Genomic DNA, 26,809 nt, shown 5'->3' on the forward strand with positions numbered 1-26,809 from the left:
TATTGTATAACTAATTCTATAGATAAAAAATGGGTAATATTCTGGTAATGCACCACCGTTATATTGGGTGAAATATGTTGTCATCAACGCTTTCCCCCAATTCGTATGCATCAACCACTACGGTTTTTCTGGCTCCTGTTTGTAGGAGCTTTTTTTGTGCTTACGCCATCTGTTTTTGGTCAAATTTCTGTCACAAGTGGCGGCACAGCTTACACACAAGATTTTAACACGCTGCCTACCACTGGTACACCTGCCTTTGTACAAAACAGTATAGTAACTGGTGTCTACGGTGAAAGGACTGGTACCGGGACTACCATTGTAGCTGATGCTGGTTCAAACACTGGAGGCAACCTGTATAGCTACGGAACGGGTACTACCACCGAGCGTGCACTTGGCTCAGTTGGTTCTGGTAATGCTGCCGCTGGCAATTTTGCATATGGCGTACGTTTTAAAAATAACACAACCAGTACGATTACCTCATTTCAAGTCTCTTACACTGGTGAACAATGGCGAAGCGGCGGTACCACATCGAATGCACAGACCGTAACTTTTTCGTACCTAGTATCATCGGCTGCTATTACGACATCTGCGCCAGGCACGGCAGCACCGGCGGGCTACGTAGCTAACACATCGCTCGATTTTACGTCACTCATTAACAATGCAGCGGCTGGTTCGCTTGATGGTAACGCAGCGGCTAATCGGGCTACAAAGACTGCCACCATAACTGTTACTATTAATTCTGGTGACGAATTAATGTTACGTTGGTATGATCCTGACCACTCAGGAACTGATCACGGACTCGCTATAGACGACTTATCAGTCACCTTCACTACGTCCACACCCCCTACCGGCCCAACCTTATCGGCTAACCCAACGACGCTAACGATTCCTGCGACGACGCAAGGAAACACCTCTTCTTCAGCCTCCTATGTACTGACTGCCAGTAACTTGACAAATGCCATTACAATAACGGCACCAAACAGCAACATTGAGATTAGCCCTGACAACACGACGTTTTCCAGCAGCTTTACACTGCCACAAACCACTACGTCGGCCACAATATATGCCCGTTTAACGGGGGCTACACAGGGGACTTTTTCGGGCAATATTGTCAATGCCAGCACAGGGGCCACGTCGGTCAACGTAGCGGCGAGTGGTACGGTGAATGCGGCGGTAGGTACGTTTACCAGGATCAGCACCATCCAGGGATCGGGTAATGCGGTGGCCGTTACGGGAGCACAGAACATTGAAGGTATCGTGACGCGGAAGTTTGCAGGAGCCACCGGACAGAATGGTTTTTACGTACAGGAAGAAGACGCCGATCAGGATGGTAACCCGGCTACTTCAGAAGGCATTTTCTGCTATGACCCTGCCGGGCTGTTTACGGGCAATGTGGGCGACAAGGTACAGGTAGCCGGCACACCCGCCGAGTTTGCCAGCGCGTCGGGCGGGGTAAACAGTAGCCTTACGCAGTTGGCCAACCTAACCAGCGTGGTCAATTTGGGAGCCAGCACCCTGCCTGCCGCCACCAACGTGACCCTGCCTTTTGCGGCCTCGTCTGGTGGTGTATCGGCCCTGGAGCGGTATGAGGGTATGCTTATTCAACTGAGTGCTGCCACTGGCAACCTCACGGTGACTGAAACGTTTAGCCTGCGGCAGTATGGACAGATTACCCTCTCGGCAACCGACGGCACCAATCAGGCCGGTACCGATGGTCGCATTGACCAGTACACGCAATTTAATACACCCAGCGTGAGCGGCTATGCAGCCTACGAGGCAGCCGTTGATCGCCGCCAGATCATCCTTGACGATGCCAGCAGCACGTCGTACCCGGCCACCATTATTCATTCACGGGGCGGAAACCCCCTCACAGCCAGCAACACCGTGCGCGGTGGCGACGACGTGGCTAGTATCACGGCGGTGCTCGATGAGCGGTTCGATGGCTACCGACTACAGACCAACACCGGTGTCAATTTCAACGCTGCCAACCCTCGTCCGGCCACCATACCCAATGTTGGCGGAACGTTGAAGGTTGGTTTTGCCAACGTCCTCAACTACTTCACCACCTTCGGCGCAACCAACGACCGGGGGGCCGACAATGCCACCGAGTTTTCGCGGCAGCGGGCCAAAGTTATTGCCAACCTGATTGGTACGGGGGCTGACGTTATCGGCCTGAGCGAAATTCAGAACAAAACCCAAAATGACAACGGCGTTACGGCACTGAACGATCTGGTGAGCGGCATGAACGCCGTAGCGGGTGCCGGTACCTATGCGTTTGTCACGCCTAACACGCTGGCCAGTACGGATTTCATTACCGTAGCCATCCTCTATAAACCAGCCATGGTGTCGCTGGTAGGGCAAGCCGTACCCATTCCGGGCAGTTTCGGGCAGGGGGCTTTTGGCGTGGTGGGCCGCTCGGCTATTGCGCAGACCTTCCAGCAAATTAGCGGTGGTGGCGACGGCATTTTTACGCTCGTAGCCAACCACTGGAAATCGAAGGGGTCATCAGCTGGCCAAGCAGGGGATGCCGACGCGGGCGATGGACAGGGCTTTTCGAGCGGTACCCGCACCCGTCAGGCGCAGGACCTGCTCCAGTGGATCAATACCAAACCAACTGGCACACAGGACCCCGATTACCTGATTGTGGGTGACCTGAACGCCTATGCGAGCGAAACGCCCCTCACTACACTCGAAAACGGCGGCTACACGGCGCTCATTCCCAAGAGCAGCTATTCGTTTGCATTCAAAGGGGAGTGGGGGTCACTGGATCATGCCTTAGCAAACAGTGCATTACAAGGTCAGGTAACGGGTGCTACCAAGTGGTATATCAATTCAGATGAGCCTACGGCCTTGGACTACAACACTGAAAACAAGACAACAGCGCAGCAGACCAGCCTGTACAACGCCGACCAATACCGCTCTGCCGACCACGACCCGCTGGTGGTGGGGCTGAACCTGACGGCTGCCCTGCCTGTGCAGCTTGTCAATTTCCGGGCGTCGGTGGTGGGCGATCAGGTGGTGCTGAACTGGGAAACCACAATGGAGAAGAACGCCGCCCATTTTGTGGTGGAACGAAGCACCAACCTGAGCGAGTTTGGTGCCATTGGCCAGGTAGCATCAGCGGGCAATTCGGCTACGCGCCGGGCCTATAACCTCATTGACCCAGCCCCCCGACCCGGTACTAACTACTACCGCCTCCGCACCATTGACCGCGATGGCAGCAGTGAGCTGAGTAAAGTAGTGGCCGCCACCTTCGACGATGAAACGCCAGTGATGACCCTCATGGGCAACCCCATTTCTGACGGAAAAATCAGGCTGGCGGTGCGCAACATGGCCGGGGCAACCTACCAACTGCGTACCCTCACCGGTCAGACCATCCGCACCAGCATCGTGAGCCAGAATGACCGGCTAGTTGAACTACAACTGAGCCAGGCTGTTGGCGCGGGCATCTACCTGCTAGAAGGTCAGGTGGGAATTACACGCCAAGTGGTAAAGATTCTGGCTGATTAGAATCAACTGAATACCAGCAGCTTATCCTGAGCTATATGCAATCGGACTTCGTCGCCAATGCGCCTATCGGTCTGCGAAACCAGCGCCCGGAGTGCCACAAATCGGTTTAGGCGCACGAGTAGTTCGGTGTCGCGCCCCCCAAAAAATACCCGCTCGACCCTGCCCGATACCGTTCCGGCAGGGTCAATTTGTATGTGCTCGGGGCGCAGGCCGTACTCAGTGTCGGGGTTGCCCAGGGCGGGTAGTCCAAGCGAGGGCAGGTGCTTCCCCCGGATGAGGTTGACAGGGCCGGTGAGGCTGGCGGCGTAGGCATTTTTGGGTTGGCCATACACCGCCCGTGGGGTGTCGAGCTGAATCAGTCGTCCGCGTTGCAACAGACCAATTTGGTCGGAGATAGACAGGGCGTCGGAGGCGTCGTGGGTCACGAACAGGCATGCCGTACCCGCATCAGGGCCGGTGGTGCTGTTGCGAACCAGGTCGATGAGTACGTCGCGGATGAGCAGGCGATTAGGCAGGTCGAGGTGACTAAACGGCTCGTCGAGCAGCAGTACACGGGCGGGTTCGGCAATGGCGCGGGCAATAGCGGTGCGTTGCTTTTCGCCCCCCGACGTTTCGCGGGGTTTGTGGTGTTGCACGGCTTCAAGGCGGCAGAGGCGCAGGAGTTCGTTTACGCGTTGGTCGCGGTAGGTGCGTTCGTAGTAACGCAGGGCAAAGGCAATGTTTTCGCGGATGGTCACGTTGGGCATCAGCTGGTATTCCTGATGTACCACCCGTATCTGTGGGTGCCCTGCTACGAGCCTATCTTTCGGCCCCGCCACCGCCTCGTTGTCGAGCCGAATAGTGCCCCGGTCGGCATCCAGCAGCCCCGCCAACAGGTTCAGCAGCGTACTCTTCCCCGACCCGCTTGCCCCCACCAACGCCACCATCTCCCCCGCCGCCAGCGACAGCGACACGTTCCGCACCGCAGCAAGCGCATCAAACGATTTAGACAGATTGTGGGCTGTGAGCATAGTGCGTTAAGTAAATTCATGACTGATTTTGTGCAAAGAAGGGGGTTCATGCATCAATAATCTCACTACCTCTCTTGAACTCATGCGAATAAGCTGTTTGACTATCCTTGTATCATGGCTCCTCGGTTCAGTCGCAGCCTCAGCCAATTTCACCGATAAAGACCCTGAACGTAATTTTGAGGCTTTCTGGCAGCTATTTAACCGCTACTACGCTCACTTTGACACCAGAGGTGTTGACTGGCAACAACAGTACAGGCGCTTCCGGCCATCAATCAGCCCGTCAACATCAGATGAGGCATTATTGACCATTTTCAACCAGATGGTGGCTCCGTTAAGGGATGGGCATGTGGTGATTTCTCCTACCGGCGACTTACCCGCGAGTGCCAAGTACGCCCGCTTTTATCAGGAATTTCCCACAAAGGATTTACAGACCCAATTTCACCAGGTTAGTCTGGCTTTCTTGCAACAGCGGGGATTTGGGCAGTTCGTGCCGTTTCAGAGTGCCCCCTACAACATTGGCGGCTATTGCCGATCCACTGAGTATGGGTATCTGCAACTAAACGGTTTTGGCGGAATGCCGCTGACCGCTTTTGCGCGACAATTAGATGACATGGTCGCCGCTTTTTCTGATGTGAAGGGGTTGATTCTGGACATCCGAATCAACGGGGGCGGCTCCCCGGCCTATCTTGGTGAGCTGATTGGGCGACTGACGCAGGTGAAGCGATTAGTTGGATACGGACGAGCCCGCATTGGTAAAAAAAGCTACGAATACGGCCCCTGGACCAGCTATTATGTTTTGCCCCGTGGTGAGCGAAAACTCATTAAACCGATTGTTGTTTTAACGAGTGGCAGCACCATCAGTGCTGGCGATCATTGTGCACTTTACCTGCGTGAGTTTCCATACGTCAAATTGGCTGGCGAACAGTCAAACGGGATATTTTCGCCGATGCTTGGCAAGCGACTCCCCAATGGTTGGGAAATTGCGCTTTCCGATGGCCAAATAGTCGATGCGAAACGAGTTAGTTATGAAGCAAAGGGGGTACCTGTCGATTGGCCATTAATGCACCACCGCAACGCTATGCTGGCTGGTCACGACCCCGTTCTGGATAGCAGTTTAATGTACTTGCAAGCCAACGCACCGCTGTTGTCAATGCTTACGATTTGTCCCGAACAAATCGCCGTAACGTTCTATGCGGATAGCCTGCTTTCACAAAAAATATATGGTGATGTCACAGCTTACTCCAACGGCCTAGTTGAAGAAGACGCTACTTTATTGACTCCATTCGCCGCTAAATGCCTTTCACTGAAATCGGCTAATAGCTCACAAGCGATACAAAGGCGTTTTCAGACCGAGCAACGTGCGGATTCCGCGTTCTATTCCCAAAATGTGCAAAACCGTTTTTATGTCAACGTACCTGCGCCAATCAAAAAACATTTGCGGTGGCCGTTTACTAAACGAAACGCCCGTCGATTAACTGTGGCACATCACATTAAGCTCAACGATAATTACTATGTCCGCTTACATTTAAATCAGGGCGGCTGGCAAGGCGAAACAGTTCTTATTGTTCTTGATGGGAGCGGTCATGTAATTGAGCATTGTGCTTTACCGATTGACTACCTGAGCAGTCATATCTACCGATAAAACGTTCCTCGCCTAATCTCCCCCGCCGCCAGCGACAGCGACACATTCCGCACCGCAGTAAGCGCATCAAACGATTTAGACAGATTGTGGGCTGTGAGCATAGCTAAACAGAAGTAACAGGATCTGCAAGTGTGCCACTCGTTCTGTTTCTCCAGCCTCTTTTTTCAATACTCCTGACGTTTGGTACGTCTTTTAATTGCATTAGGTAAGTCAACAAAATAGGAAGTTCCTCATCACTTGGATCACCGTTGAATTCTGCAATATGAATTGCATTGCCATAATTCGTTCTCGATTTTTCAGGAGAATCGTCCACAATTAACATATCCTCCAAACGAAAGCCACGTTTCTTGAGCTTATCGAGTCGCTTTTCGAAGCAATACGTATCCGACTCTATATCTCGTCTGATCGAACATCGGCTTCTTCCCCAAACAAAGCTAAACGCTACAACGGGGGGCGTGATAACGCGCACAATATCATCTACATAATCATCGTCGGCTGAACTCCAAATACCAATTGTAAAATGCTTTGCAATGTCGTTTAGAAATTGATCGACGTGTGGTCTTTTGTATATAAAATACTCTTCATATTTAAAGTCACACGGCCAATTCTGCTCATGCTTAGTGGCATGAATGAGGGTCTCATCCAAATCAAGTATGACCAATTTATCGTTCACAGTAGCAGTGCGTTAGTGCTTTTATCATTCCATCTATACCAGAACGGGTATAAATCCACCTCATCGAGGTCAACTTATACCCGTTCTGGTATAGAAGCAAATTTAATTTGCTGGCCGCGTAGCGGTCTAATGTTTGTAGTAGCAGAGAGACGCGCCTAACTCTAAACCACCTCCGCTGATTGCGCTTCCAATGCTTTTTCGTCGGGGGATTCGCCGATGGGCTGACCGGGTTTGCGGCGCGACAGGAAGATATACATGGCCGGAATAACAAACAGCGTCAGCACTAGCGAGAACAATAGGCCACCCACAATAACCACCCCCAGCGGCACCCGGCTTTTCGAGGCCGACCCCAGCGCCAGGGCCAGGGGTAACGCACCAAACGCCGCCACGAGCGTGGTCATCAGGATGGGGCGCAGTCGCATGGCGGCCGATTCGAGCGCGGCGGCTACTTTGGTTTTGCCTTCGGCCATTTGTTCGTTAGCAAATTCCACAATCAGAATCCCGTTTTTCGTCACTAAACCCACCAGCACGATGATGCCGATCTGGCTGAAAATATTCAGCGTCTGGTTGAAGAGCCACAGCGAGAACACGGCCCCAGCCAGCGCCAGGGGCACGGTAAGCATGATAATAAACGGATCGACGAACGAGTCGAACTGGGCGGCGAGGATCAGGTATACCAGAATGAGGGCCAGCGCAAAGGCGAACAGCGTGTTGGATGAACTTTCAGCGAAGTCACGCGAGGAGCCGGTGAGCGACGTCTGGAAACTGGGGTCCAATACCCGCGCGGCAATGGCGTTCATGGCTTTCACGCCGTCGCCAACGGTCTTGCCGGGGGCCAGACCCGCCGACACCGTGGCCGACTTGAAGCGGTTGTAGTGGTACACCTGCGGCGGGCTGCTCACCTCCAGAAACCGCACTACGTTGTCGAGGGGTATCAGTTCCTGCCGGTTGTTGCGCACGTAGAAGGTGCGCAGGTCGGTGGGTTCGTCGCGGTCTTCGCGGTCCACCTGCCCAATCACCTGGTACTGCTTCCCGTTCATGAGGAAATACGCCAGCCGCCGGTTGCTCAGGGCCAGTTGCAGCGTGTTCGACACATCGAGGACCGATACGCCTAAATCGGTGGCTTTTTCGCGGTCAACGCTGATGTTCAGTTCGGGCTTATTGAACTTCAAATCGACGTCGACGTTTTGGAACGTGGGGTCTTTCTGGGCTTCTTCGAGAAACTGCGGTAGTTTTTCGCGCAGTTTCTCGAAGCTCAGGTTCTGCAACACAAACTGCACCGGCAGCGACGACCCCGACCGGCCACCCGTTGAAATGGTCTGCTCCTGTGTGGCAAACATGCGGGCATCCGAGAATTTCTTGAAGTTCTTGGTCAGGTTATCTACGATTTGTTGCTGCGACCGTTTCCGATTCTGCGGGTCAACCATGTTGATAAACACAAAGCCCGAATTGACGGCCCCCGCCCCCGAAAAACCCGGTGCTACCACGCTAAAGGTCAGCTTAGTTTCGGGTACCGAATCGAGCACGAGTTTGGTGATCCGGTCGGTAATAGACGACATGGCTTCGTAGCTGGTGCCTTCTGGCGCGGTGATGGGTATCCGAATACGGCCCCGGTCTTCGAGCGGTGCCAACTCCGATTTCAGCGTGGCTCCCAGCCCAAACACCAGGGCCAGACAAGCCACCATCATGATCCAGGCCCAGCGGCGTTTTTTCAGAAAAGCCTCTAGGTTACTACGGTACGAGTTGTCGAGCCACTGGAAAAAAGGCTCCGACTTTCGGTAAAACCAGGACGTTTTCCCGTGGTCCTTGCTGGTCAGTTTCACGCTCAATACAGGCGTGAGCGAAAGCGACACAAAGGCAGAAATCAGTACCGCCCCGGCCACCACAATGCCGAACTCGCGGAAGAGCCGCCCCACGAAACCTTGCAGGAAAATGATGGGCAGAAACACCACCGCCAGCGTAATAGACGTAGCAATGACGGCGAAGAAAATCTCGTCTGACCCCTCTTTGGCAGCCTGTTCCGGGGCCATGCCTTTCTCAATTTTCTTGAAAATGTTTTCCGTCACCACAATCCCATCATCGACCACCAGACCCGTGGCCAGCACGATACCTAACAACGTTAGGATGTTGATGCTGAAGTCGGCAACGTACATGATAAAGAACGCGCCGATGAGCGAAACGGGAATGTCGATCAGGGGGCGGAAGGCAATAAGCCAGTCGCGGAAGAAGAGGTAGATCACCAGCACCACCAGCACAAACGAGATCAGCAGCGTCTCTTCTACCTCGGTAATCGCGTTGCGGATAAACGTGCTCCGGTCAATACCTACGCTGACAATCAGGTCTTTAGGCAAATCGCGCTTGATCTGACCGAAGCGTTTGTAAAACTCGTCGGCAATGTTGACGATGTTGGCACCAGGTTGCGGAATAAGCACCAGAATGACCCCCTGCACCCCGTTTTGCTTCGACGAGGTCTCTTCGTTTTCGGGTCCCAGCGTGGCATAGCCCACGTCGCGCAGGCGCAGAATCTGCTGGTTGGTTTCGCGCAGGATCAGGTTATTGAAGTCCTCTTCGGTGGTAAGCCGCCCTACCGATTTTACGGTCAGTTCGGTATTGTTACCGTAGATTTTTCCGCCCGGCAGTTCCACGTTTTGGGCTACCAATGCCGCCTGAATATCCTGCACCGTCAGTTTGTAGGCAGCCAGTTTGGCGGGGTCGAGCCACATGCGCATGGCGTAGCGCTTGAGGCCATAAATGCTCACCTGCGACACCCCCGGAATGGTCTGCAACCGCTCCTGCAACACGTTCTCGGCATAGTCCGATAGCTGCATGGGGTTGCGGGTGGTGCTCTGCACGGGCATGAAAATGATGGGGTCCGAGTTGGCGTCGGCCTTGGTTACCACGGGCGGGGCGTCGATATCCTGCGGCAACAGTCGTTGCGCCTGCGACACCTTATCGCGCACGTCGTTGGCGGCCCGCTCCAGGTCGGTATCGAGGTTAAATTCGACCGTGATGTTGCTCACACCCAGCGCCGAGCTTGATGAGATTGTACGGATGCCCTCGATGCTATTGAGGGTCTTTTCAATTGGCTCGGTGATCTGCGACTCAATGATTTCGGGGTTGGCACCAGTATAGCTCGTCCGCACCGAAATCACCGGCGGGTCAATAGCCGGAAACTCGCGCACCCCTAGAAAGGTGTAGCCGATAACGCCAAACAGTACGATGGCAATGGACATCACCATCGCAAAGACCGGGCGCTTTAAGGAGAGGGAAGAAAGGCTCATAACGAAGAAGTGTCATTAGTAGTCATTACGTTTCACTGTCATTACGTTGTCATTCGTTGTTTTAGAGAAGCCTGTTACTAATGACCACTTAATGACCATCGAATGACAGCGAAGCAGAATGGTCGTTTTACAGACTAATCTTAACCACTTTAACCGGAGCGTCTTTCTTGACAAAAAGCAGGCCGGTTGTAACAACGGTATCGCCGGGGGTTAGGCCCTTGGTGATCTGAATGTTGCTCTTGTCGCGCAGGCCGGTTTGCACCTCTACAAACGTAGCCTTGCCGTTGCGCACTACCACCACCTGCTTGCCCCGTGTTTGAGGTAACAAGGCCTGCGACGGAATGGTCAATGCTTTTTCTTCGCGGAACGTCAGATTTACTTTAGCAAACGCGCCCGGTCGCAGGTCGCGCCCTGTATTAGCCACCCGCGCCCGGATGCGCAGACTCCGCGTTTCCACGTCTACGTCGGGTTCGATGGCGTAAATCTGCCCCGTATACCCGGCCAGGCTGCCTTCTACGGTGAAGTTGACCCGCTCACCCGGCCGTACCGAGGCACTGTAGCGTTCGGGCACGGTGAAATCGAGCTTCATGGGGTTAAGCTGTTGCAGCCGCGTAATGAGTGTTTGAGGCGTAACCACCGCGCCGGGACTCACGTTTCTGATGCCGATTACGCCTGAAAACGGTGCTCGAATTTCGGTGCGGCGCAGGGCGGCCTTGGTCAGGTCGATGTCGGCGAGGGCACCTTTCAGGTTCGTCACGATAATGTCGTATTCCTGTTGACTGATGCCGCCACGTTCCAGCAGTTGCTTGTTACGGGCCTCGGTGCGGCGGGCGTTTTCTTCCACCACCTTAAACTTCTGAAGCTGCGCCTGAAGGTCGCCGTCGTAGACTTTCACCAGCAGCGACCCCTGCGCCACGGGCTGTCCCTCGCGGATATTGAGCTGCACAATGCGCCCAGCTATTTCGGGATAAATATCGACCTGTTCATTAGCCACCAGCGACCCCGTGGCCACAATGGCGTTGGCAATGACTTTGGGCACCACCACATACGCATTGACCGACGTTGGCCCGCCGCCTGCCGCACCGCCGGGGCCACCTTTGCCACCAGCGCCCCCCGCTGCCGGGGCACCGCCGCCACCACCGCCTGCGCCGGGTGCCGGTTTGAGAATTTTGTTATAGACGATCAGGCCCCCCAGGACCAGCACAACGAGACCAATGGCAATCCAGCGTTTCAAAATGTTTGTATTGAGGTTTATTCAGTAAACCGCAAAGGCGCCACGGTTTACCCTTACTTATAGAAGAACACCCACCCCAAACAGCACCACAAAGAGCAGCGTAGATAGGGCAAGTTGACCCAGCCGGGGGTTCAACTCGGCTGGGTTAGTGTGGTTGGCCAAGGCCCGCCCATTGATGATAAACAACGGAAAGGCCAGCAGGTAGGCAAAATCATAGGCTGTGGTTGCGGTTAGTAGCGAATAGGCCACTGCACACACCATGCCGCCAATCAACAGCAGCCAGTGATAGCGGATGGCCCCGGCTCGACCCAGCCGCACCGGAATCGAATGTTTACCCGTTTTGGCGTCAGTTTCAATATCACGTATATTGTTGATATTCAGCACCCCAGTAGCAAAAAAGCCTACGCTACTAGCGGGCAGCAACAAGGGCCAGGTGATTGTTTGCGTGTGCAGGTAATAGGTGCCCAGCACCCCCACCCAACCAAAAAAAAGTAGCACGGCAATGTCGCCGTAGCCCGCGTAGCCATAGGGCCGTTTGCCGTTGGTATAAGCCACCGCCGCCGCAATGCACAGCAGCCCCAGCATCAGAAACACCCAGAACAACGTGGCATCGGCCCCGCGCGTGGCCTCAATCAGTAGCCACACACCCGACACCAGCGACAAACCCGCCGTGAGCAACATAGCCCGGAACATGGCCTCTTTGGTGAGATCGCCAGTGGCAACGGCCCGGCGCGGACCCACCCGGTCGGGGGTGTCTTTGCCCGAAACGGCGTCGCCGTAATCATTGGCGAAGTTAGAGAGCACCTGCAAACAGATGGTGGTTAGCACGGCCAGCCCAAACGTGAGCCAGCTAAACCGCCCAGCCCCCGCCGCCAGAAAACTGCCCAGAATAATACTGGCCAACGCCAGCGGCAACGTCCGCGGCCGCGCCGCTGCGATCCATGGGTTCATCTGCAATTAAGAATGCAGAATTAAGAATTAAGAATCAAGAATTGTCCGGCAGATAGGCAACTACCTGCTGTCAGGCCTTCTTAATTCTTAATTCTTAATTCTTAATTTAAATACCAACCGCCTTCTTAAACGCCCCATCGTTGGGTTTTACGCCGGAGGCAAAGAAGTGGGTGAGCTTGCCGTTTTCATCGACGACGTATTTGCAGAAATTCCAGCCGGGGGCCTGCTCATTCCAGCCATTTAAACTTTTGGTGGTCAGCCATTTGTAGAGCGGAGCCTGCTTGTCGCCCACCACGTCTATCTTCTCGAACAAGGGGAAGGTAACACCGTAGTTTTTTTGGCAAAACGACGCAATCTCTTTGCTGCTGCCGGGTTCCTGACCGCCAAAATTGTTGGCCGGGAAACCCAGTACCACTACCTTGTCTTTGTGGGCTTCGTAGAACTTTTCCCAGTCGGCGTATTGCGGCGTGTAGCCACACTCCGAAGCCGTGTTGAGGATAATCACCTTCTTGCCTTTGTATTGGCTGAGGGCCACGGGCTTGCCGTCGAGGCTGTTCATGGTAAAATCATACAGCGATTTCGTGGGGGCTGCTTCCATGGATGCGGGGGCCGAAAGGGCCGCGTTTTTGTCGCTAAAGACGTGCTTAACCAGGCGGGAAAAAGACATAGCCGTGATGAGAATAACGACAGCCGTAGCTGCCAGGATAAATTTGGTGGATGAACGCATGGGTAGGAGACGTTGAACAGTAAACTCGTTTTACATTTTCTCAGGTACCTCGATACCCAATAAACCCATGCCTTTGCGGATAGTTTCGCCCACTGCCGCCGATAGATTAAGCCGGAGTTGCGTCTTGGCCGCGTCGGGTTCAGATAATATGGATACCTCAGCAAAAAGACGGTTGTAAGCCTTCGCCAAATCATAGACATATTGAGCCATGTACGACGGTGCATAATCCCGTCCCGCCAGGGCAAGCGCTTGTGCATATTGCCCCAGAATCAGGATAACGTCCCGTTCCGTTTCGTGCAGGGGGTGGTCCGCCGGTGCGGCTGTTTCGTCGGCAGTGCCATTGGTGACCAGACCGCTTTCCTCAGCCTTGCGCAGCACCGACCGGATGCGGGCGTAGACGTACTGAATAAACGGCCCCGTATGCCCATGCACGTCGACCGACTCTTCGGGGTTGAAGAGCATCCGTTTCTGCGGGTCCACTTTCAGCAGGTAATACTTCAGCGCACCCAGCCCAATCATACGGAACAGATCCTTCTTTTCGACTTCCGTAAACTCGTCCAGCTTGCCCTTGGCGGCCTCGTCGGCGGCTTGCGCGGCCACGGCGGCTACTTCGTCAATCAGGTCGTCGGCATCCACTACGGTGCCTTCGCGTGATTTCATCTTGCCTGTGGGCAGGTCAACCATGCCGTAGCTGAGGTGATAGCAGCCGTCGGCGTAGGGGCGGCCCAGGCGTTTCATGATGGCAAAGAGCACCTTGAAATGATAATCCTGCTCGTTGCCCACCACCCACAGCGACCGCGTGGAGTGGTAATCGCTGAATTTCAGATCGGTCGTTCCTAAATCCTGCGTGATATACACCGACGTGCCATCGCCGCGCAGCACGAGCTTATGGTCCAGCCCCTCGGCGGTGAGGTCAATCCAGACCGATTTGTCTTCTTTCTGGTAAAAAACGCCTTTGGCCAGTCCTTCTTCAACCACGTCTTTTCCCAGCAAATACGTCTGCGATTCGTAGTAGGTCTTGTCGAAGCTGATGCCTGCTTTCTGGTACGTTTCGGCGAAACCGGCGTAGACCCAGGCATTGAGCTGCTCCCAAAGCGCCACGGTTTCGGCGTCGCCCTGCTCCCACTTCCGCAGCATTTCCTGCGCCTGCTGCATCACGGGGGCTTTTTTGGCGGCTTCGTCTTCGGCCATACCACCCGCCACGAGTTCGGCAATCTTGGCTTTCAATGCCTTATCAAACAGCACGTAGTATTTGCCAATGAGGTGATCACCTTTCAGGCCCGCCGATTGGGGGGTCTCGAACGTGCCGTCGGGTTGCTGACCAAATTTTTGGTACGCCAGCATCGACTTGCAGATGTGAATGCCCCGGTCGTTGACCAGGCACGTTTTGGTCACGGTATAGCCATTTTCGGCCAGAATCCGGCTCACCGAATCGCCCAGGAAGATGTTGCGCAGGTGGCCCAGGTGCAGTGGCTTGTTGGTGTTTGGCGACGAGAATTCGACCATAACCCGCTCACCATCAGTGGTTTCAACACGCTGTTGTTGCTTAGCCATAAACCCGTTCAGCGACTGGATGTAGGCGCTGTCTGACAGGCTGATGTTGAGAAAACCCTGCACCACGTTGAAGGCGCTCACCAGCGGGCTGTTGGCCACAAGCCAGGTGCCGAGGCGCTGCCCAATCTCGGCGGGGGCCAGGCGCAGGGGCTTGGTAAGGGGGAACGTGACGTAGGTAAACGCACCGGCAAACTCCTTTTTGGTAGGCTGTAGCAGCACCGGACCAGGTTCGGGGGCGGCGGTAGATGAGTCGGTATAAAGCGATTGGATGGCCTGTTGAATGGCCCTTGTTAAGTCTGCCTGTAAATCCATGGTGTTGGCCTGTTGCGCAAAGGCCGGGATGTGTATTATGCCGCAAAAGTACGAATACCCCCCGCATTTGGGCAATTGCGCCACCAGGCCCGGTTTTTTGAGTAGAAAATCGTTGTACTGCACCTGTCCGCGCTGTAGCTTAGGGCATTGGCTGGCTTACTCCTGTCCTTTCCGTGCTATGCGCCTTCTGTATCTGTTCCTGCTTAGTTTCCTTACAGTGCCGCTCTGGGCGCAGATGGCCGCCGTGACTCGCGTAGAGATGCCTATTGACCCTAGCGCGTCCGATGCCTACTCGGTGTGGCCACTGCGCGAGCGGGGTGCACTGCTGATCTACCAGCGCGAAGAGTCATATGGGCCGGTGGGCTTTAAATACACCTTTTCACGCATCGACACGACCCTAAAACCGCGCTGGATCGCCGAATTTAAGCTAAAATCGCACTTTGTACCCACTAGTGAGTTCACGAACAACTTGTACCGGTTTCAACTGTTTACCGAGCCGGGCACCAACGATATCCAAATTATTCGCCTCAACCTCGACGATGGCCATATCGAACTGTTTGAAGGCAGGCTCCCCTCACCTATCGACTTGACCCATTTCAACGTTATGGGCAACGTGGCCTACCTGGGTGGCTATTACCACGACCGGCCGCTGGTGATGGGCTTCTCCTTTTTTGATGCCAGCACCCGCGTTTTTCAGGGACTATATATGAACAACATCGAGATTGGCAGCATGGACGTCGATGAGTACCGGCAGGAAGTGCACGTGCTCACGCATTCCCCCAAAAAACGGTGCCAGTTTACGGTCCGCTCCTACTCTCCCGACGGTAAGCCGTTGCGTACCATCGAATATGACGGCACCGAATACAGCCTCATTTCGGGTCAGATTTTGCCCATCAGCGCGGGCGAGTCGCTCCTGATTGGCAACTACTCTGCCGACTGCACGCCTTATTCACAGGGTATCTATGTCACGCGCATTCAGCACACCGAAACCGGTAAGCTCACCGTCACTACCGACCACGGCGAGGCCATTCGGTATATCGACTTTTCGCAGTTGAAAAACTTCTTTAACTACCTCGACCCCAAACGGCAACAGCGCGTGTTGGCCAGGGTAACACGGCGGCAAAACGAAGGTAAAAACGTGAAGTTTCGGTACCGGCTGCTGGTGCATGAACTGATCCCCACCAATGAGGGCCTGACGCTGGTAGCCGAAGTCTATTACCAGCAATACCGATCAACCAACACGATCTATTCGGGCGGCATCAGCACCATTAACCAGGCCGCACGGCAGGGCAGGCAGGTAGAAATGTACCAGTACACCCATGCATTTTTGTGCGGGTTCGACCGGCAGGGAAACCTACTTTGGGATAACTGCCTACCAATCAAGAACATAGAAAGCCCCCGACTAACTCCCAAGGTAGAAGTAATGCACCAGTCGCCGTATGTGGTCATGGCCTACCCCGACGAGAACGCGCTACACAGTCAGCTGGTAGAGCGCGACAGTGTGCTGGCTAACAAAGAGCTGTTTACCATGAAACCCACGCTGGAAACCGAGCGATTCGCCAACACTGCCGACCCGATGATTCATGCCTGGTATGGCCCTTACTTTCTGGCTACCGGCTACCAGCGAATTGCCAGCACCCGCACTGGGACGAACCCACCGCGTGACGTATTTTATTTGACAAAACTCCGGTATACGGTGCCCAAAAGCGGTACAGCCCTACCAGTTCAGGCCACCAGAACAACCGATCCCGACCACTGAGACCGGAACCGTTGGGCTACTTTCGGGGTTGAAATTGCTATGACAACCACCAACCGCGAACTGATTCATGCCCTCCGTCAGGGCCAACTCCTTGGCATCGCCGATGAAACGGGCTGGTCGGTGGGAGCCGACCCGCAGAATGAGACCGCCCTTGCGCAGTTGCTGGCCCTGAAAAAAGCCACCAATAATCCCTGTATGCTTACGGTATTGGCCAGGAACACCGATCAGGTGGCGATGTACGTGCTTAAGATGCCCGACATCGCCTATGACCTGGTCGAGTTTGCTGAGATTCCGCTTACGGTGGTGTTTGAGCAAGGCAAAAACGTGGCGGGCGACCTCGCCAACGGCGAAATTGCCATCCGCAAATCGACCGACGAGACGGTGCAGTTTCTGCTTGGCGGCTTCACCAAAGGCCTCATTACGCTACCCTTCGAGAGCTTCACCCTGCCCGACGCCGCCCAAAAGGCAGTTGCCCACACCGTAGGCACGGTTTCCCGCAATTTTCGCAAACCCCGCATCATGAAACTGGGTCAGGGTGGGGAGGTTGAATTTTTAAGGAAATGAACTTCGCAGCATACCTCCATACCAAACCTATTTTTGAACTGATTGCTACGGAGGCGCGAGCGTTGGGCATCCCTGCCTATGTGGTGGGGGGCTACGTGCGCGACCTGGTGCTGAAACGGCCCTCTAAAGACATCGACATCGTGTGTCTGGGCAGCGGCATTGCCCTGGCCGAGGCCGTAGGTAAAGCCGCGAAGGTCAGCGTGGCCGTATATCAGAACTTCGGCACGGCTATGCTGCGCGTGGATGACCCCGTAGACGGCTGGGTAGAAGTGGAATTTGTGGGGGCACGCAAAGAGTCGTACCGCGCCGATTCGCGAAAACCGATTGTGGAAAACGGCACGCTCCAGGACGACCAAAACCGCCGCGATCTCACCATCAACGCCATGATTATCAGCCTCAACGCCGATACTGCCGACTATGCTTTTGGCGACCTGATTGATCCCTTCAACGGCCTTACTGACCTAAAGCGGAAGATCATTCGCACCCCGTTGGCTCCCGACATCACGTTCTCCGACGACCCCCTGCGCATGATGCGGGCCATCCGGTTTGCCACTCAGCTCAACTTCGATATTGACGCCGACACCTTCGATGGGATTATGCGCATGAATGATCGGATCGGAATTGTGTCGATGGAGCGGATCATCGACGAACTGAACAAGATCATTCTGGCCCCTACGCCTTCGTATGGCTTTAAGCTGCTCTACCAGGCCGGGCTGCTGCAACACCTCCTGCCCGAACTGGTAGCCCTCAAAGGCGTAGAGACGGTGGAAGGCAAAGGCCACAAAGACAATTTTTACCACACCTTGCAAGTGCTTGACAATGTGGCGGGCATGAGCAATGACTTGTGGCTGCGGTGGTCGGCGCTGTTGCACGACATTGCCAAAACGCAGACCAAACGTTTCGACAAGCGCGTGGGCTGGACCTTTCATGGACATGAAGAAGTGGGTGCCCGGCAGGTGCCCAACCTGTTCCGGCGGTTGAAATTGCCCCTCAACGAACACATGAAGCAGGTCCAGAAACTGGTCCGGCTACACATGCGGCCCATTCCGCTGGTGAAAGACGGCATCACCGACTCCGCTCTGCGCCGATTACTCTTCGACGCTGGTCCCGACCTGGAAGCTCTGCTCACGCTCTGTCGCGCCGATATCACCTCGAAAAACCACGACAAAGTACAGCGGCACTTGCAGCGGTTCGATCAGGTAGAGCAGAAACTCCACGACCTGGAAGAACGCGATCAGCTCCGCAACTTTCAGCCCGTGATCACTGGCGAACTGATCATGGAGACCTTCGGACTGAAACCGTCTAAGGAAGTTGGCGAGATCAAAGTAGCCGTGCGCGAGGCTATCCTGGAAGGCACCATTCCCAACCGCCTGGAGGAAGCAATGCCCTTTATGCTGAAAATAGGGCAGAAACTGGGACTCGCTCCGGTACAATCCTGAGAAAAACTAGTATTTATAGCTGGTCATTTCTATAAATCTATAGTTTTAATAGGATAATTACGGGTACTTACCTGAACGCCGGATAATTTATTACTATAGCTTGCCAGAAGGGATGTTTAATCAAACAGTACCACACTAGCCCGGTGCCGGTCGAACAAAACGAGGTGCCCGATAGTTTGGTAGCGTTCGAATGCCAACGTAGCTGAGTCGCCGATATAATAGGCCCCTGGTATCTTCCTGGCCGTTTTGCGAAGAATCTCCCGCCGCACGGCCGCAATATGAAATGCGCTGAGGTCGGTGGCGCCGTCGGCCCCAACGGTGGCCTTGTAGCTGTAGAGGGGATGACCCAGTGTAGCCTGCGCTGCCTGCGTAGCCGTGTCTTTGTAGAATTGCCTTTTTTGCGCCCGGCCCGGTAGCACCAGCCAGTTGAACCCCATCCGTATCACAATCAGCACACCTACAATGAGCAGTAGTTGGTTAGCATCGCGGCGGCTCATTTGCCAGACCAGCGCAGCCAGCAGCCCCGACAGTAGGGCTGTTTTCCAGACTACCCCCGGCAATGAGCGCGTAGCGGGGTAAAACACGGCCGTCCAGATACCCACCGCCACCACCCCCGACAACACCAGCCAGCTCCGTTCAATCCAGAAACGCCGGGGGTTTGCCCCTGCCGATTCGCTATGGTAGAGGTAGGACAGGACCGTAAACAGCAGAGGAGCCAGATCGATCAGGTACCGGCCGTATACCTGCGGAGAAAGCCAATAAACCAGTATAGTAGCACCAAATGTGAGAGCGTTAAAGGCAATAAACCTGTTTTTTTGGAGCACGGCCCCTATGTTTCGCTGAGCCAGTAGCACCAGCAGTAGCGAGTAGGGCATCAGGTGGTAGATCACTTCGGCCGGGAACGTACCCAGGTGAATGACCGTGGCCAGCCAGCCAAGGTATAGACCAGTACGTTTAGCGCTTTCATGAAATAGCACCCCCGCCACGTCCTGAACGGAAATGTGATTCTGGCTAAAATAGGCAACGTAGTAACTCCCCGTTAGCAGCAGAAACAGCCCCATACCCGCCCAGTGAGCCGGGTGCAGCAGCAACCGCAACCGACGGGTATATAGGCACCAGGCCAGCAGCGTAAGGCCCAAAAACAGAACAGAGGGCAACCCTTTTAGCAGAAAACCAACGGCCGTTAGCCCGTAGCTTGTGGTGTAGAGTAGCCAGTATTTCTGTTTCTGATCGTAGTGATAGACCAGTAGCATAGTCAGGTAGGTCACCAGCGCAAACGTGATTTCGATCAGCCCCAGCATAGAATCATAGAGCAGAACGCGCCCGTTGGTCAGCATCATCAACGCCGACGACCAGGCCACCGTTGCGTTGACATATCGCCGCACAAACCTGAACATGACCACACCCAACAGCACCAGCGACACCAGCATGGGAAATCGCAGGGCAAAGGTCGAATACGTACCAAAGAGCCAATAAGAGCTAACAATGAGCCAGTTATAGAGCGGTGGTTTGTTGAAATACCGTTCTCCATGCAGTGTGGGCGTAATATAATCGCCGGAGAGAATCATCTCTAGCGACACCAAGGCCCGGCGAGCTTCGTCGCCGGTATCGAGTGGCATGAACCCAAGGTGCGACACCAGCACCCAAAGTAAACCCACACAGATAACCACGAGTTTAAGGGGGTGGGCAGCCAGCCTCGCTGCTGTTGAGGGGACGTAGAAAAGTTCCATGTTGAGTCGTTGCATTAAGGTTGCTAGATACACCCAAAGTCAAGATCTGTGCTAACCCAAAAGTGCCGAAAGACCAAAAGTGGTTCATGGTCACATTAAAATTTGGCTTGTTAATCAATTTTTTTACAGCTCTAAAAACTTGTTTTACCTATAAAAGCGGCTGTATGCTACATAGTTAAGTTACTATAAGTTACAAATTAATTCTACTGATTTTATATATTCAACGAACTAGTCACTAATAACTAATGTCATAGATTAGGTGTACATACACCATAATTTAAATAGTTGATTATCAGTAGTTTAAATTCTATTCTTTATCGGTAGTAGTACGATCATTCTGAGATAACCAGTTTGAGCGTTTTTCCGAACTACTCAAATTTGATGCAGATACGTTAAGTAAACAATAATAAATATATTGTATAATCGTATAGCTTTTTCAGATGCCGTTTTGGTAACAGACTAACTATAAATAAGGCTCAAACCACTTACTATTTTTTTTGTTCTTGCTATTAGGAATGTCGACAACCACTTCTATCTTTCGCTCACTTTCTAGGCAAAAGGGGCAAAATAGCTGTGGTGACAGCCCCCCCATTTGCTCACACTTACACGTATGATGAGATGCCAAAACACTACGAACCAATCCGTATTGTGTCCGGTCGACTTGCGAGCATATTAGCCTTGCTCGCTGGGATGAATAGTCTATCTGGTTGCGTAAATACCAAACAGCTAGTCTACTTCCAGGACCTGACCAATCGGCCAGACTCCACGTTGTTGAAACCGTATGCGTCGGTGATTCAGCCCGGCGATTTGCTTTCTATTCAGGTTAACAGCCTGAACCCCGAAGCAACCGTTTTCTTCAATCCGTATTCGGTGCCGGCCAACACGCCAACAACCTTGTCTACCCCGACAACGCCACTACCGGTTGCCACGGGTTATTCAGTAGCTGCCGACAGCACCATCTCGCTGCCCATCATAGGGCGGGTGCCGGTGGTGGGGCAAACCAACACGCAGGTGGCCGACCGGCTTCGGCAGAAACTGAAGCCTTACCTCAAAGAGCCTACCGTTACGGTCCGCAACCTCAACTTCCGGATCACCGTGCTGGGGGAAGTCAATCACCCCTCGCTCTTCAACATTCCTAATGAGCGCATCACGCTGCCCGAAGCACTCGGCCTGGCTGGCGACCTCACGGTGTATGGCCAACGGAAAAACATCCTGGTCATTCGGGAAGAAAACGGGCAGCGAAACTACACCCGCCTCGACCTCACCAAACGCGACGTATTTCGGTCGCCTTACTACTACCTGCACCCAAATGATGTGGTGTATGTAGAGCCAGGCACCTCGCGGGCCGCTGCCGCCGACCGGTTCTACCAGGTTATGCCCATCGTACTCAGTACCTTATCTGTCATTGCCGTAGTCGTGACCAATGTGTTACTGCGGAAGTAGCCTACCCCCCTTTATATCAACAGCCCATATAGTGCATTGCCCATAGTGCCAACAGCCCCGTAGTGTGTAGATAACAGCCTTTTTTAGTACGAACAGCCTTTAGTTGACGACGATTTTTCTTTTCGATTAGTATCCGCTTTTTCTTTTCAATTAGTACCTGTTTAAGCGCCAATAAACGCGTTGCAATCGTTAATGACCGACATATAGCTAGTTCTGTTTCACTCTAATAGGGCATTTTTATGATTCCCCTCCACTCAACTGTCAATGAAAACAGGCGTTCTACTTTTACCGAAATTTGGGTAACAAATGACGTTCAACAAACCTGGTACACCCAGTACGGCAAGCGTATCTTCGACGTAGCCGTTGCCCTGCTGGTCTGTGTGTTTGTCCTTTCATGGTTATTCCCCCTGATGGGTTTAGCTATTTGCGCCTGCTCGCCGGGACCCGCTTTGTTTATTCAGGAGCGCACCGGACGTAGAGGCACAGTATTTGGTTGCTTCAAATTCAGAACCATGAGGCATCAGGCAGACGCAACCTTCAGGCAAGCTACCGCCAGCGACTCACGGGTGACGGCCATTGGGCGTTTTCTGCGGAAAACCAACCTCGACGAATTGCCCCAGTTTCTAAACGTGCTCCTGGGCGATATGAGCATTGTAGGGCCACGCCCCCATGCCGTGGCGCACGATGCGCAGTATTGGGCGTCTATCTCCAACTACCGCTACCGCTATACCGTGAAGCCAGGCATAACCGGGCTGGCACAGGTACGCGGCGCACGGGGCGAAGCTTGCTTAATGAAAATGCGGCACCGGGTGAAATATGATCTACATTACATGAAACGGCAATCGCTCCTGTTCGATGTCTACCTCTGCTGGGCAACCGCCCGGCAAATGCTGACGGGCTGCACGAATGCCTACTGACTACAGCCGTTTAACTTCCCACCCTCAGCCAACTGCGCGGTGGCAGCTTACTTACCTTATTAATTCTCAACTCAATGGAAACGAACTTGCAAGAGGGCTACTCTTATGTGCCCTATCAGAATGTCGACACCGATACGATCAATATCAGGGCGGTGGTGTTCAAATATCTCCGCAACTGGTACTGGTTTTTATTGTCAATTGGCATCCTTATTGCTGCGGCGTATATATACCTACGTTATCAGCCACCCAGTTACAAAAGCAAGGCCAGCGTCCTCATAAAAGACGAAAAAAAGGGTATTGACCAGGAGAGCGTATTGAAAGAACTTGAAATTTTTGCCCCTAAAAAAGTGGTCGAAAATGAAATCGAGATCCTTAAATCGTATACCCTCATGGACCGAGTGGCCAGGCAACTTAACCTGAGCGCTGTTTACTTCCGCGATACGCCCTACGGCAAACGTGAGATTTACAAGCAATCGCCTATCCAACTCATTGTTGAAGAATCAGGGGGTACTGTGACCGGCAGTGATTTTCTCACCATTCAATTCCATTCAAACCAGACTGTCACCCTCAACGACCAGACCTACCGGGTCAATACCGGGGTGAATACACCCTATGGCCGACTGCGCATTGTGGCCAATAAGCCCATCAGCGACAACTTGCCGACCCTATATGTGCAGTTGCTTGACCCCGTAAATGTGGCCAACAACATGCTGAAAAACCTGAAGGCCGAACCAACCAGCAAATCGTCGACGGTGATTGTGCTGAGCGTTGAAACCCCGGTAGCTGACAAAGGCGAGGCTATTCTGAACCGGCTCATCAGCGTTTATAACGAAGCCGCCGTGATGGACAAAAATCAGGTGGCGGCCAACACCCTGCACTTCATTGAAGAGCGGCTGAAGCTGATTTCCGGCGAACTGGCCACGGTTGAAAGGGGGGTTGAAAACTACAAGTCGAGCCAGGGAATCACCGATCTGAGCACCCAGGCGCAGGGTTTCCTGGAAACTGTGCAACAAAATGACGCTCAACTCAACCAGGTAAACATCCAGCTGGGGGCACTCCATGACCTGGAAACGTATTTGAAGCGGCAACCCGGTTCGCGGGCAGGAGCGCCAGCCACCGTGGGCCTCAACGACCCCACACTACTGGGCCTGATTGAAGAGATGACAAAGCTGGAAGGGCAACGCGATCAGCTGGCGCGCACTACGTCGGAAGAAAACCCGTTGCTGGTTACCATCGAAAGCCAGATACGAGCCACCAAAGCCAACATTACGGAGAACGTGGCCACGATGAAAAACATGCTCGTAACTGCCCAGAAAAATTACGTGGGCAACAACAACAAAATGGAGCGGGTCATAAAAACCCTGCCGGCCAAAGAGCGAGCACTAATGGACATTACCCGGCAGCAGGCCATTAAAAACGACCTGTACACCTACTTGCTGAAGAAACGCGAAGAAACCGCCGTGTCCTTCGCCTCAACCATTTCCGACTCCCGCACCGTTGATGCGGCCCGGTCTGAACTGCGGCCCGTGAAACCAAACAAGCAAACGGTCTATATGCTGTTTGCTCTGATTGGCCTGTTTCTACCCATTGCCGGCATTGCCGCCAGCGATGCGCTCAACAACCGGATCATGCGCCGGACCGACGTAGAATCGAACACCCACGTGCCTATTTTGGGCGAAGTGGTCAAGAAGCGGCAACCGGGCGCGCTAGTGGTAGCCCTTAACAACCAGTCGATTATTGCCGAGCAGATTCGTACCCTGCGCACCAACCTGCAATACCTGCGCGATAGCCGCGAGGGTAGCCAGGTGTTGCTCTTTACGTCGAGCATCAGCGGCGAGGGCAAGTCGTTTGTGTCGCTCAACCTGGGGGCCAGCCTGGCATTAGCCGGCAGGCGGGTGGTGATCCTGGAAATGGACCTGCGCAAGCCCCGGCTGCGTCATTCGCTCGGCGACCTGCCCGTAGGTAATGGCCTGAGCAACTACCTCATTGGCGAAATCAGCGTCGACGAGGTGGTAAAACCGGTGCCGGGTTGCGATAACTACTTCATTATCACGTCGGGACCACTGCCCCCAAACCCCTCTGAACTGTTGAGCGGCCCCCGGCTGGAAACCTTGATTGCGGAGTTGCGCCAACGGTTCGACTACATCATCATCGACGCGCCGCCGGTGGGCCTGGTGACCGATGCGCAGCTCATTGCGCCCTACTCCGACGCCACTATGTTTATGATTCGCCACGATGTAACGCCCAAGAGCTACCTTAAAATGATCGAGTCGCTGTATGTTGAGAAGCGGTTCAACAAGCTCAACATTGTCCTCAACGCCGTGGGTGATGGCGAAGAACAGTACTACAGCTACGGCTATGGCTATAAGGGCAAGGGCTATAGCTACGGCGAACACGAGCAGAAGGGCATGTTTGGTAAACTCTTCAGCCGGTAGGCGAAAGTCTTAACGTATACATAGCTGCGTTAGCACATTCTAGCTGGTTTATTAACCAACCATTACGCATGTCAACCACCCGACGATTACTTTCCGGAAGCCTGGCATCCTGGGCGCGCATTCTGGTCACGATGGTGACACAGTTAGCGCTCGTGCCTATCTACCTGGCTCACTGGACAGTAGAAACCTACGGTATTTGGATCACGGTTCAGGCCATTACGCTGGTGATTACTACCCTCGACAAAGGGCATGTAGACTACCTGGGCTATGAGTTTCTGAAGCTGGGCAGCCACAGAAAAGACGACATCAGGCGCAGGCTCTGGTCCGGCATTGACGTCCTGTTACTGGTTGGTGTGGCCGAACTAACCCTACTGGCGCTGGTCCTGTTTTCGTTTCCGGTGGTCGAACAGGTCAACTACCACCACGCCATACAGCCCGAGTTGGTGAACCAGACCAAGTGGGTACTGCTGATCAGTTGTTCGGGGGTATTGTTTCTGGGCAACAGTACTGGCCTTTTTTTCAGGGCCTTAAGCGTATACGGTTATTTTCCCCGAATGTGCTGGTGGGATTTACTCAACGCCATCGTGTCTACACTGGCCACGGTGGTGGCCGTACTGCTGGGAGGCAACCTGCTCACGGTGGGTATTGTGTTTACAATCAGCCAGTTGTGTGTGGTGCTGATCGAGTACATCGACATCAGGCACTTGCTGAAAAAACACGGGCTGGCCATCCAGAAAGCCGATCTTCGCTACGGGTTTGCCAACTACGTCACCTCCCTCACACTAGCCGGGCGCTATTTTCTGGAAAGCTTTCGGCAGCAGGGTATTCGGCTGGTGCTGGCCCCGCTAGTGGGGGTAGCAGGCCTGGCGGCGTTTTCAACCATGCGCACCGTCTCGAACGTGGCGTTACAGGGGCTGTCTACGTTGGTGAACCCACTCATGCCCGAGATCATGCGCTTTGTAGCCCTGCGGGAACAGAAAAAGATGGAGGCAGCCTTCTCTACCATCTGGTTTGTGGTGGTGGCGCTGCTGGCACCCGGCATTGTGGGGCTTCAATTTGTGGTGAAACCGTTGTTTGCCAACTGGACCACGCACAAAATAGTCTTCAACCCCCTGCTGTTTGCGCTGCTGTCGCTCAGTATTCTGGTCTATGCCATTGCCCAACCTGCCATGGCCATCTTGATCGGCAATAATTTGCTGAAAGCGCAACTCCGCATCTTTGGGGCGGTGGCAGGCATGGTGCTGGTGAGCATGGTGGCCCTGGTGCCGTTTGTGGGGGTAGTGGGGGCGGGTTACGCCTTGCTGAGTGGCGAACTGATGCTGGCCTTGCTGGCGCAAAAGCAGGCCCAAAACTGGCTGGAAACAAACGGGCTGGCGTGGCCCCGCAAGGAGTTTACCCGTGCTTCGGTATCGGTGCTGATTGCGGCTATTGGCATGATTGGCATGGTGCTGATACCCGCTGGCAAAGACCTCATCACTATCCTGACGTTTGTAGCTCTTTTGGTCAACATAAGACTGTATATCAGGCAGTTGTCAGACGTGGCTATTCATAAAATCAACGCTGTTCTGATGCGCTTCCCCTCGATTCAGAAAGTGTATAGTATGGTATTAACGAAGTGAGCGCGACTC

17 protein-coding genes are annotated in these 26,809 nt (G+C 53.9%); 9 read left to right on the plus strand and 8 right to left on the minus strand.

Annotation, left to right across the window (positions count from 1 at the left end; genetic code table 11):
* Positions 1-948: 948 nt before the first annotated feature.
* Positions 949-3,510: an ExeM/NucH family extracellular endonuclease gene (locus J2I48_RS19325; protein WP_207337131.1), complete on the plus strand. Its 2,562-nt coding sequence runs from the start codon at positions 949-951 to the stop codon at positions 3,508-3,510.
* Positions 3,511-3,512: 2 nt separating this feature from the next.
* Here the strand turns inward: J2I48_RS19325 and J2I48_RS19330 are convergent, their stop codons facing one another.
* Positions 3,513-4,520: an ABC transporter ATP-binding protein gene (locus tag J2I48_RS19330; RefSeq protein ID WP_207337132.1), complete on the minus strand. Its 1,008-nt coding sequence runs from the start codon at positions 4,518-4,520 to the stop codon at positions 3,513-3,515.
* 97 nt (positions 4,521-4,617) lie between these two features.
* Between J2I48_RS19330 and J2I48_RS19335 the strand changes: the two genes are divergently transcribed.
* Positions 4,618-6,162, plus strand: a complete 1,545-nt coding sequence (locus J2I48_RS19335; protein WP_207337133.1) for a S41 family peptidase — start codon at positions 4,618-4,620, stop codon at positions 6,160-6,162.
* A 103-nt stretch (positions 6,163-6,265) separates the two neighbouring features.
* Here the strand turns inward: J2I48_RS19335 and J2I48_RS19340 are convergent, their stop codons facing one another.
* The 6 genes from J2I48_RS19340 to argS all read right to left on the minus strand — a co-directional run bounded on the left by J2I48_RS19340 (position 6,266) and on the right by argS (position 14,894).
* Positions 6,266-6,835, minus strand: coding sequence for an NIF family HAD-type phosphatase (locus J2I48_RS19340; RefSeq protein WP_207337134.1), 570 nt, complete (start codon positions 6,833-6,835; stop codon positions 6,266-6,268).
* 161 nt (positions 6,836-6,996) lie between these two features.
* Positions 6,997-10,116, minus strand: a complete 3,120-nt coding sequence (locus J2I48_RS19345; RefSeq protein WP_207337135.1) for an efflux RND transporter permease subunit — start codon at positions 10,114-10,116, stop codon at positions 6,997-6,999.
* A 127-nt stretch (positions 10,117-10,243) separates the two neighbouring features.
* Complete coding sequence (locus J2I48_RS19350; protein ID WP_207337136.1) at positions 10,244-11,350, minus strand: efflux RND transporter periplasmic adaptor subunit; 1,107 nt, start codon at positions 11,348-11,350, stop codon at positions 10,244-10,246.
* A 57-nt stretch (positions 11,351-11,407) separates the two neighbouring features.
* Complete coding sequence (locus tag J2I48_RS19355; protein ID WP_207337137.1) at positions 11,408-12,301, minus strand: 1,4-dihydroxy-2-naphthoate polyprenyltransferase; 894 nt, start codon at positions 12,299-12,301, stop codon at positions 11,408-11,410.
* A gap of 106 nt (positions 12,302-12,407) precedes the next feature.
* A complete protein-coding gene (locus J2I48_RS19360; RefSeq protein ID WP_207337138.1) occupies positions 12,408-13,028 on the minus strand; it encodes a glutathione peroxidase in 621 nt (206 codons plus the stop codon).
* 30 nt (positions 13,029-13,058) lie between these two features.
* A complete protein-coding gene (gene argS / locus J2I48_RS19365; protein WP_207337167.1) occupies positions 13,059-14,894 on the minus strand; it encodes an arginine--tRNA ligase in 1,836 nt (611 codons plus the stop codon).
* A 178-nt stretch (positions 14,895-15,072) separates the two neighbouring features.
* Here argS and J2I48_RS19370 point away from each other — a divergent pair, with 178 nt between their 5' ends.
* The 3 genes from J2I48_RS19370 to J2I48_RS19380 are packed head-to-tail and all read left to right on the plus strand — an operon-like array spanning position 15,073 to position 18,656.
* Positions 15,073-16,653 carry a hypothetical protein gene (locus J2I48_RS19370; protein ID WP_207337139.1) on the plus strand — a complete coding sequence of 527 codons (1,581 nt, stop codon included), beginning with the start codon at positions 15,073-15,075 and terminating at the stop codon, positions 16,651-16,653.
* Between the two features lie 39 nt (positions 16,654-16,692).
* Positions 16,693-17,217 (plus strand): L-threonylcarbamoyladenylate synthase, encoded by a 525-nt coding sequence (locus J2I48_RS19375; protein WP_207337140.1) that lies wholly within the window; start codon positions 16,693-16,695, stop codon positions 17,215-17,217.
* Entirely contained in the window at positions 17,214-18,656 is a 1,443-nt protein-coding gene (locus tag J2I48_RS19380) for a CCA tRNA nucleotidyltransferase (protein ID WP_207337141.1), read from the plus strand. Before J2I48_RS19375 ends, J2I48_RS19380 begins: the two co-directional genes overlap by 4 nt.
* A gap of 116 nt (positions 18,657-18,772) precedes the next feature.
* Here the strand turns inward: J2I48_RS19380 and J2I48_RS19385 are convergent, their stop codons facing one another.
* Positions 18,773-20,401, minus strand: coding sequence for an ArnT family glycosyltransferase (locus J2I48_RS19385; protein ID WP_229376510.1), 1,629 nt, complete (start codon positions 20,399-20,401; stop codon positions 18,773-18,775).
* Between the two features lie 675 nt (positions 20,402-21,076).
* Between J2I48_RS19385 and J2I48_RS19390 the strand changes: the two genes are divergently transcribed.
* The 4 genes from J2I48_RS19390 (at position 21,077) to J2I48_RS19405 (ending at position 26,800) form a co-directional block, all read left to right on the plus strand.
* On the plus strand, positions 21,077-21,829 hold the full coding sequence (locus J2I48_RS19390) for a polysaccharide biosynthesis/export family protein (RefSeq protein WP_229376512.1): 753 nt from the start codon (positions 21,077-21,079) through the stop codon (positions 21,827-21,829).
* Positions 21,830-22,068: 239 nt separating this feature from the next.
* Entirely contained in the window at positions 22,069-22,746 is a 678-nt protein-coding gene (locus J2I48_RS19395) for a sugar transferase (protein WP_207337143.1), read from the plus strand.
* Between the two features lie 74 nt (positions 22,747-22,820).
* The gene (locus J2I48_RS19400) at positions 22,821-25,181 is read left to right on the plus strand and encodes a GumC family protein (RefSeq protein WP_207337144.1); all 2,361 of its coding nucleotides are present in this window, start codon (positions 22,821-22,823) and stop codon (positions 25,179-25,181) included.
* 68 nt (positions 25,182-25,249) lie between these two features.
* Positions 25,250-26,800: a lipopolysaccharide biosynthesis protein gene (locus tag J2I48_RS19405; RefSeq protein WP_207337145.1), complete on the plus strand. Its 1,551-nt coding sequence runs from the start codon at positions 25,250-25,252 to the stop codon at positions 26,798-26,800.
* Positions 26,801-26,809 lie beyond the last annotated feature (9 nt).

This window comes from Fibrella aquatilis, assembly GCF_017353255.1.
Taxonomy (GTDB): domain Bacteria; phylum Bacteroidota; class Bacteroidia; order Cytophagales; family Spirosomataceae; genus Fibrella; species Fibrella aquatilis.